The sequence below is a fragment of the Bradyrhizobium sp. USDA 10063 genome, from assembly GCF_054063735.1.
On record NZ_JBSSGP010000002.1, the window covers coordinates 3746184 to 3754307 of the forward strand.

The 8124-nt window shown below is 63.8% G+C and carries 6 protein-coding genes; 2 read left to right on the forward strand and 4 right to left on the reverse strand.

Annotated features, from left to right (window positions below; genetic code table 11):
- Positions 1–239: 239 nt before the first annotated feature.
- Positions 240–1943 carry a cyclic peptide export ABC transporter gene (locus ACVJGD_RS19935; RefSeq protein WP_456635943.1) on the reverse strand — a complete coding sequence of 568 codons (1704 nt, stop codon included), beginning with the start codon at positions 1941–1943 and terminating at the stop codon, positions 240–242.
- A gap of 296 nt (positions 1944–2239) precedes the next feature.
- Between ACVJGD_RS19935 and ACVJGD_RS19940 the strand changes: the two genes are divergently transcribed.
- Positions 2240–3298: a DUF2218 domain-containing protein gene (locus tag ACVJGD_RS19940; protein ID WP_456635944.1), complete on the forward strand. Its 1059-nt coding sequence runs from the start codon at positions 2240–2242 to the stop codon at positions 3296–3298.
- The gene (locus tag ACVJGD_RS19945) at positions 3298–4128 is read left to right on the forward strand and encodes an ATP-binding cassette domain-containing protein (protein ID WP_456640308.1); all 831 of its coding nucleotides are present in this window, start codon (positions 3298–3300) and stop codon (positions 4126–4128) included. Before ACVJGD_RS19940 ends, ACVJGD_RS19945 begins: the two co-directional genes overlap by 1 nt.
- Before the next feature lie 36 nt (positions 4129–4164).
- On the opposite strand, the gene fhuB is transcribed toward ACVJGD_RS19945, so the two are convergent.
- The 3 genes from fhuB to ACVJGD_RS19960 are packed head-to-tail and all read right to left on the reverse strand — an operon-like array spanning position 4165 to position 8123.
- Positions 4165–6171, reverse strand: coding sequence for a Fe(3+)-hydroxamate ABC transporter permease FhuB (fhuB, locus tag ACVJGD_RS19950; protein ID WP_456635945.1), 2007 nt, complete (start codon positions 6169–6171; stop codon positions 4165–4167).
- Entirely contained in the window at positions 6158–7087 is a 930-nt protein-coding gene (locus ACVJGD_RS19955; protein ID WP_456635946.1) for an ABC transporter substrate-binding protein, read from the reverse strand. Before ACVJGD_RS19955 ends, fhuB begins: the two co-directional genes overlap by 14 nt.
- Before the next feature lie 46 nt (positions 7088–7133).
- Positions 7134–8123 (reverse strand): alpha/beta hydrolase, encoded by a 990-nt coding sequence (locus ACVJGD_RS19960; protein WP_456635947.1) that lies wholly within the window; start codon positions 8121–8123, stop codon positions 7134–7136.
- Position 8124: the final 1 nt, after the last annotated feature.

Genomic DNA, 8124 nt, shown 5'->3' on the forward strand with positions numbered 1-8124 from the left:
GCGGAGCTCGAAGCTCTGTTCATCTGGCCCTCATATCGCGAACACCACAGCGTGCAACAAGGCAGGTTGCTCTAGCACGCGATGTAAATCACTCCGGCGGATGAAGACAAGAAATGACGGTGATTGTAATTTAGATTCTGTACAAACCTATCTTGTGATGCGGGAGCGGAACTTTCCGCCGACTGCCTCCCCTACCGATTCCCGGAACTGATTTCAAACCGTCGCAGAAGAACATGATTTCACGAAGAAGCCCTGCCTGGAGTAAGTGACGGCTCGATGACGTCGTCGTCGTTGACCTGATCTGCGACGATCTTGCCATGGCGAAGACGCACGAGGTGATCCGCGGCAGCAAAGTAGCGGTCATCGTGTGAAATCACGATGATCGTCTTCCCGAGACGCTTCAGATCAGGCAATAGCTCGGTGTAGAAGATATGCCGGAAGGTCGGATCCTGATCCGCTGCCCATTCGTCGAAGACAAGGACCGGCCGATCCTCGATCCAGGCGTTCATCAGCGCCAGTCGCTTGCGCTGTCCTGTCGAGAGATCCGTCGTCGTGAAGACGCCGTTCTCGACCGAAACCTTGTGGGCGAGCTCCAATCGCTCGAGGTATCGTTCTGCCATATCGGGCACGCTCCTCGAGTCCTGCAGGAGATCCTCAAAGAGGTAGTAGTCGGAGAAGATGGTGGTGAAGAGCTGGCGGTAGTCGTCGCGTGTTTCCACGACGACAGGTGCGCCGTCGCGCAGCACCGTGCCGGACTGCGGTGTGTAAAGACCCAGCAGCAGCTTGATGAGTGTCGTCTTTCCGCTGCCGTTCTCCCCGACGATGAAAACTATGTCGCCGCCTCGAATGCACAGGTCGATCGGCCCAAGGACAAAGGGATCGCTGCCCGATACATGTTGAAAGCCATAGGACACGCCACGGAGCTCAATCGACTCGACCTTGCCCGACGCTTCCGTGGTAGCCGCCGGGTTCGTCAGCAGCCCTTGCTCGGGCGTCGAGAACTGCTCCGATAGCTCGGCTATGCGGCGTATCGCCACCTGCGCACGGCCGAGCGCGGGCAGGATTCCGATCACCTGATCGACCGGCCCTCTCATATAGAGGAGGACCAGGACGAAACCGCTTGAGACCGAAGCTGGACTGTCCGGCCACAGGAACGGTCGCAGGGCGAGCGCCACACCGATCACGACGAAGAACAGGATTGTGCCCAGCGCCCGCGCGGTCACGAACAGGTTGATCGACTTGATCTGGATCGAGCTGATCCGGTCGACGGTACGTTGAAGCTGGTCGACATAGACGCGCTGACGGCGCGACCGATTCAATCGCAGTTCTTTTGCTCCCTCCGCAATGGCCCGGTAGTGCTTCTGCAACTGGTCCTCGGAATCGCGCGCCGCGTTGAAGCCCTGCACGCCTCGCGTTCGCGCATAAGCGTGAGCGATCGAGCCGAGGATGATGACCAGTCCCGTGACGAGACAAAGCGGCCACGACAATATCGCGAGATAAACCAAGCAGCCGATCGCGATGACCAGGGACACGAAGAAAGAAGAAAAGAAGAATGCGAAATCGCTGATCGTATCGACGTCGTGCGTAAGGACCGGGATCAGGCGATGCGTTCGGTAGATTTCGAGCTGGTCGATCGGTGCCAGCAGAATCTTGGCGGCCAACGACTTGCGAAGCGCGCCGATGATGCGCTGTCCCACATAATTGGCGCTGATATCAGCGCCGACGGATCCGATCAGGATCAAGATACACAGCCCCGCGAACGCGCCAAGCAGCGTGGCCGCGTCGTGCTGCCCGGCGTAGAGCCCGCGATTGACGAGCGCAAGCAGTCCCGCAACGCTGGCGCCGCCGACGAGGCCGAGAAGGCTCCCTCCCAGAACGATCTGCCAATAAGGTCGCAGCAGATGAAAGATTTGCGCAGCAAGGCTGTTTCGTGAGGTCATCATGGGCGTCACGTTCGAGCGGGAGCGGCGAAGCTACACGGTTCATCGTCGCGCGAACAGCCTTGCCGGAATTACCTGGATGATGACACCGGCATTGTGAAGCAGATTACCGTTGTTTCGATGGATTCTAATTTGCGATTTGAAGCGTGTTCAATAGAACGGTCAACCGACGGCTGTCCTTCCGTTTGAGATTGGTCAGCAGGCAGAATGCCGAAGCCGCGTCGATGTATCGTGCTGCGACGAGCCGGAACTCCGCAAATCAATCGGCCAGTGTCGGCCAGGCGCGGCTGGAGGAAGACTTGGATTGGCTGATCTCTGAAACGCGCATAACGCTTGCCGATCCCGCCGGTCTTGCCGCCCGAATGGTGGAGCATTTGGCCGAACACGAGATCGCCTTCGAGACAAGCGATGGCGTCATGATGGCACGGTTGCCGTATGGAACCAGTACCCTCGCCGTTGAAGCGGACGCGCTCAAGATTCGCGTCTCAGCATCCGACAAGGGCAACCTCGAAGTGCTGCGTTCGGTCGTTGCTTCCCACGTCGTTGAACTGGCCGGCGATGACGCGCCGACGATCGTATGGCAGGGCCACGAGTCCGGAACTACATTTGCCAATTTCCGCGAAGTGCGGCTGAAAGCCTCGTTCGATCTCACGCCCCACATGCGGCGCCTGACCTTCGTCGGAGACGATATCGCCCGCTTCGCAAGCAATCAGGACCTGCACGTCCGGATGTATTTCCCGCCTGATGGTCTCGACAAGCCTGAGTGGCCCCGGCCCGCCCCGGACGGACGTATCTTGTGGCCCGAACCGGATCGGCGACCGGCGCCGCGCTACTACACGGTCCGTCGGATCGACACGCGCGCGGGCGAGATCGATGTCGACTTCGTGCTTCATGAACACGCTGGGCCGGGATCGGATTTCGCCCTTAAGGCGCGGCCTGGCGCGATCTGCGGAATGGCCGGCCCGCTCGGACGCGGTGTTCGGCCGGCACGCTGGCTGCTTCTAGCCGGGGATGAAACGGCGCTTCCGGCCATCGCACGCATCCTCGAGAGCTTGCCCGAGACCACTTCCGGCGAGGTCTTCATCGAGGTCGCCGATGCCAGCGAGGAGCTGGCGCTGACAGCGCCATCCGGCATGTCGATCCGCTGGCTGCATCGCGGCGACGCCGTTCCCGGCTCAACACAGCTATTGGCCGAGGCCGTCAACAGCGTGCGATGGCCTGACGATCCGGATGTCTTTGCCTGGATCGCGGCCGAGACACAGGCGGTGCGGACGATACGCAAATATCTGCGCGATACGCGCCAGCTCACGCGCGAGCAGCATCTCGCGGTCGCGTATTGGGGCCTGCGGCAATCATGATGTCCGGCGTTCTTGCTCGCGAAGACTCGCGTCAGCGGTCCGCCAGCAACCTTGCCGCGCCGCTGTTCGAACTGGAGCATGTCAGCTTCGCGGTCACCGGACGCACGCTCCTCGAACCGTTGACGCTAACCCTTCCCGCCCGCACGGTCGTCGGCCTGATCGGCCACAACGGCTCGGGCAAATCCACCCTGCTCAAGCTGTTGGCGAGGCAGCAGCCAAGCTCGTCGGGCACGATCCGTTTCGAAGGACGGTCCCTGAAAGAGTGGAGCGATCGGGAATATGCCCGCAAGGTGGCGTATCTGCCGCAGCAGATTCCGCAAGCCGCCGGCATGCTGGTCAAGGAGCTCGTCGCGCTTGGCCGCTATCCCTGGCACGGCGCGCTAGGCCGTTTCGGCGAGGTTGATCGCCGCAAAGTCGCCGAAGCCATCAAGCTCACCGATATCGAGCCGTTCGCAGATCGTCTGGTCGACACGTTGTCGGGCGGCGAGCGCCAACGGGTCTGGATCGCCATGCTGGTCGCACAGGACGCCGAGTGCCTGCTGCTCGACGAGCCAATATCGGCGCTCGACGTGGCACATCAGATCGAAGTGCTGTCGCTCGTGCAGCAGCTTGCCCGCGAGCGCAATCTCGGCGTCCTCGTCGTCCTGCATGACGTCAACATGGCCGCACGCTTCTGCGACGAGATCATCGCATTGCATTCGGGCAGACTGATCGCCAGAGGAACGCCCGATCAGATCATGACGTCGACGCGGCTCGAGGCCATCTACGGCATCCCCATGGGGGTGATGCCGTCGCCGGATGGCGACCGCCTTATCAGCTTTGCACGGTGAGCGGGAACGGTGGGAGAAAGGCTTCGACGCGCGACATCATGCGTGTCGGGGACGCAGCAGCCATAGCAGATAGGGTCCGGCGATCATCATGGCGAATATGCCGGCCGGCATCTGAAACGGAAATATCACCACCCGTCCCGCCCAATCCGCCGCCACCATCAGGATCGCTCCGATCACGGCTGCGAGCGCGATATGATGAAGCGCCCGTTGCGCACCCATCATCCGCGCCATGTGCGGCGCGATGAAACCGACAAGGCTCAGGAGCCCGACCATCAGCGTCGCGGTTGCCGTCAGCAGCGCGGTGAGCAGCATGATGAGCATGCGGCTTTTGGTCATCGACACGCCGACTGAACGCGCCGTGTCCTGGCCGAGCGGCAGGATGTCAAGCCATCGCGACATCATCGGCACCAGAAGCAACAGGACGAAAGCGGCTGCCGCGAGCACCACGGCTTCGGCCGGCCCGATCTGATAGAGCGAACCGGTCAGCAACGACAGCAGCATTCCGATGCGCGGATCACCGGTGGCAAGCGCAATCGCGATGATTGCGCCGAAGGCGGCGGCCATCGCGACACCAGCCAGCAGGACGCGCTCGGGACTGAATTCGGAGCGCCGGCTGAACATCATGATCAACGTCAGCACGGCGAGAGCGCCGAGACCGCCGGCGGCGATCTGCGCCAGGCGCGAATGGAACGGAAGCAGATAGAGCAGAATGATCACACCCATCGCCGCGCCATAACTGATCCCCATCACCTCCGGCGCCGCCATCGGGTTTCCCGTCATCCGCTGCAACAACGTTCCAGCCACCGCAAGGGTGGCGCCCGCCGCAAGCGCCGACACCACGCGCGGCCAGCGCCATGGCAGAAACTCCTCAATACCGGCCGGACCGCTCCAGCTCCAACCGCCGGCGCCCACGCCGACGGCGAGCGCGACCCAGACCACCAGCAACAGCAATGCGAGAGCGAGCAGGATCACCCGCCACGGATGTTCAAGGCGTGGAGGCACGGATGGCGTGAGACCGCCCACCGGCGCCGCGGCCCGCAACCGCGGCAGCAACACCAGGAGCATCGGCGCGCCGATCAATGCCGTCGCCGCACCGGCCGGCATTTCGCGATAGCCCGGCGGAATCAGCAGCACAATCTCGTCCGTCAGCCACAGCAGGCCCGCACCGCACAGCGGTGCCCATATCAGCCGGTCGCGAAAGCGGCGCGCGCCCGCGAGCATGGCGAGCGCCGGCGCCGCAAGGCCGACGAAACCCAGGACGCCGACCACGCTGACGACCGAGGCGCTCAGCGCGATCGCGATGCCGAGCGCACAAACGCGTGCCCCGGTCAGGCCGAGGCCGAGGTTGCGTGCGGTCTCATCGTCGAAGCCGAGCAAGGTCAGCGGGCGGATCATCATCGCGATGAGCACGATGGCGATGAGAAAGCGCGGCGCGAGGAACGCGACGTTGCTCCAGTCCTGCTGATTGAGGAAGCCTGCGCCCCAGATGAACAGGCCGATGAGATATTCGTGGTTGATCAGAACCAGGGCCTGGGTGATGACCGCGCAATAATATCCGACGATCAGCCCCGCCAGCACCAGCGCAACCGGAGACAGCGCGCGGCGCCAGGTGAGAGCGAACACGCACATGAACGCAAGGAAGCCGCCGAGGACCGCAACCCATTCGCGGCCGAAGACGAGCAGCGACGGCGCCCACAGGGTCGTCACGGCAAGCGCAAGATAAGCGCCGTTCGACACGCCGAGCGTGGTCGGTTCGGCAAGCGGATTGCGCAACACCTGCTGGCAGACCGCGCCTGCCAGGCCAAGCGCCGCCCCACCCAGCAATGCAACGGCGATGCGCGGAAAGACGGTGTAGTGCACCAGCATCTGCTGCGGGTCCGCGACCTCGGGTCGCCACAAAACCGGCAACCAGGCCGCGACAGGCAGATGCGTCGACAGATCGCGACACGCCAGTGCGCCGGCGGCGGCAAACAACAAGCCGACCAGCATCGCGGGATGCACGCCGAGGCCGGACCGGACGGGCAACGCGTCAACCTTGCTCATGTGCGTCCCGTGGCAGCCGTTCGGCGAGAAGGCGCGCGAAGCGCAGGGCTGCCGGAACGCCGCCGTAGAAGAACTGATTTCCGAGAACCGTCAACCGCCCCGACCGGAGGAAGGGCAAGGTCCGCAGCACCGGGCTCACCGCAAGCAAGGCCTTGATATCCGCGACCCGCGAGCTCAGGAGGACCAGGCGCGCGTCCGGAACTGCAGCGAGCCGTTCGAGGCCGATACTGGTGTGTCCCCATGGGCCGCTCTGCCCGGTCCAGGCATTCTTCAACCCGAATTGATCGAGCACGTCCTGGTAAAGGCTGTTCGGACCGAACACGAGCGCCCGATTGCGGGCGATCTCGCTGACGAGATAGAGCGGCCTGCTTCCGGAATCGCGCAGCCCTTCGCGGCTCTCGTCCATCACCGCATCGAAACGTGCAAGGTAGGCATCGCATGCGGCCTGCGCACCGAGACGCCGGGCCAGTTCGATCGTCGAATTGCGCGCTGTCTCCAGCGGACGGCCGCCGGGCTTGAAGATCGTGAAGACCTCGACCGGTGCGATCAGCTTGAGCCGCGGCGTGGCGGCAGCCAGGCTCGGATCGATGATGATCAGGTCAGGCGCGAGGCTTTGCAGCAATTCGAGATTGGGCTCCGAGCGTAACCCGACTTCCCGTACGGCAGGCGGAATCTCCGGCTCGACCACGAGCTTGCCGTATCGCTCGATCTCCGGGATCGCCAACGGCACGACGCCGAGCGCAAGCAGCGTCTGAGCACAAGCCCAGCCGAGCGCCGCGACGCGCGGCACCGCCCGCGACGGCGCAGGCTGCGCCTTCGCCAGCGGCGCGCGGTCCAGCAACGCCCCGCCAAGCCCAATGCCGGCCGCAACAAAGGCGCGGCGAGATAGCCAAGTCACGTTCTCTGGTCGGTTCATCGAGCGCCGCTGCAGTGGAGGCCGGAGCAACGATCATGGCATATCTTCAATCGCGGCGCCCTTCTATATTAGCTTCGGTCCGGAAGGCCGCGGCCAGCGCTTGCCCGATCGCAGCCCGCGCGCGCAAGGCTTCCGCGACGACGTTTCCCATCCGCAGGAACTCATGAATCATGCCCGGATAGACCTGGAGATCGACGGCAACGCCGGCAGCCTCGAGCCTTGACGCATAGTCGCGTCCCTCGTCCAGCAGCGGATCATATTCGGCGAGAACGATCAGCGCCGGCGGCAGGTCGGAGAAATCGCGAGCGACGAGCGGCGCAAAGCGCCAATCGTCGCGGTCGGAATCGTCGCGCAGATACTGCCGGAAGAACCAGTCGACCGTGTCGCGCTCCAGAAGAAATCCGGAGCCGTAGCGGATGTAGGAGTCCGATACCTGCCGCGAGCTCAGGCCCGGATAGGCCAGCACTTGGAGGACCGGCTGCGGCAAATTTCCGTTGGCTCTCGCCTCGATCGCCAGCGCCGCCGCGAGCGTCCCGCCCGCGCTATCGCCGCCGACGGCGACGCGCTGCGGGTCCAGGCCCGCCGCGGGACCTTCGCGAGCGATCCAGGCGAGCGCATCGACGGCGTCTTCGAACGCCGTCGGAAACTTGTGTTCCGGCGCAAGCCGGTAATCGACCGACAGCACGGCTGCACCGCTGTCGGCCGCAAGACCGCGGCACAAGGATTGATGCGAATCGAGACTGCCGACAACGAAGCCGCCGCCGTGCATGTAGAGGAGAACAGGCATGGGGCTATGGCTGTCGGGCGCCCGTTCAGCATAGAGACGCGCGGCAATCCTGCCGCCATCGCGCGTCGGCAGCGATAGATGACGTTCATGGGCAAGCGGCGGCGGATCGACATCGAGCAGCGGCGAGGATGCATCGAAGTCCGCCCGCGCCTGGGCCGCGCTCAGTTGCGGGAACGGAATGCGCGCGCCGCTTTCGGTCCCGGCCTGGACCATTTCGAGGAGTGCGGCGATATCGGGATGAAGGCTCATG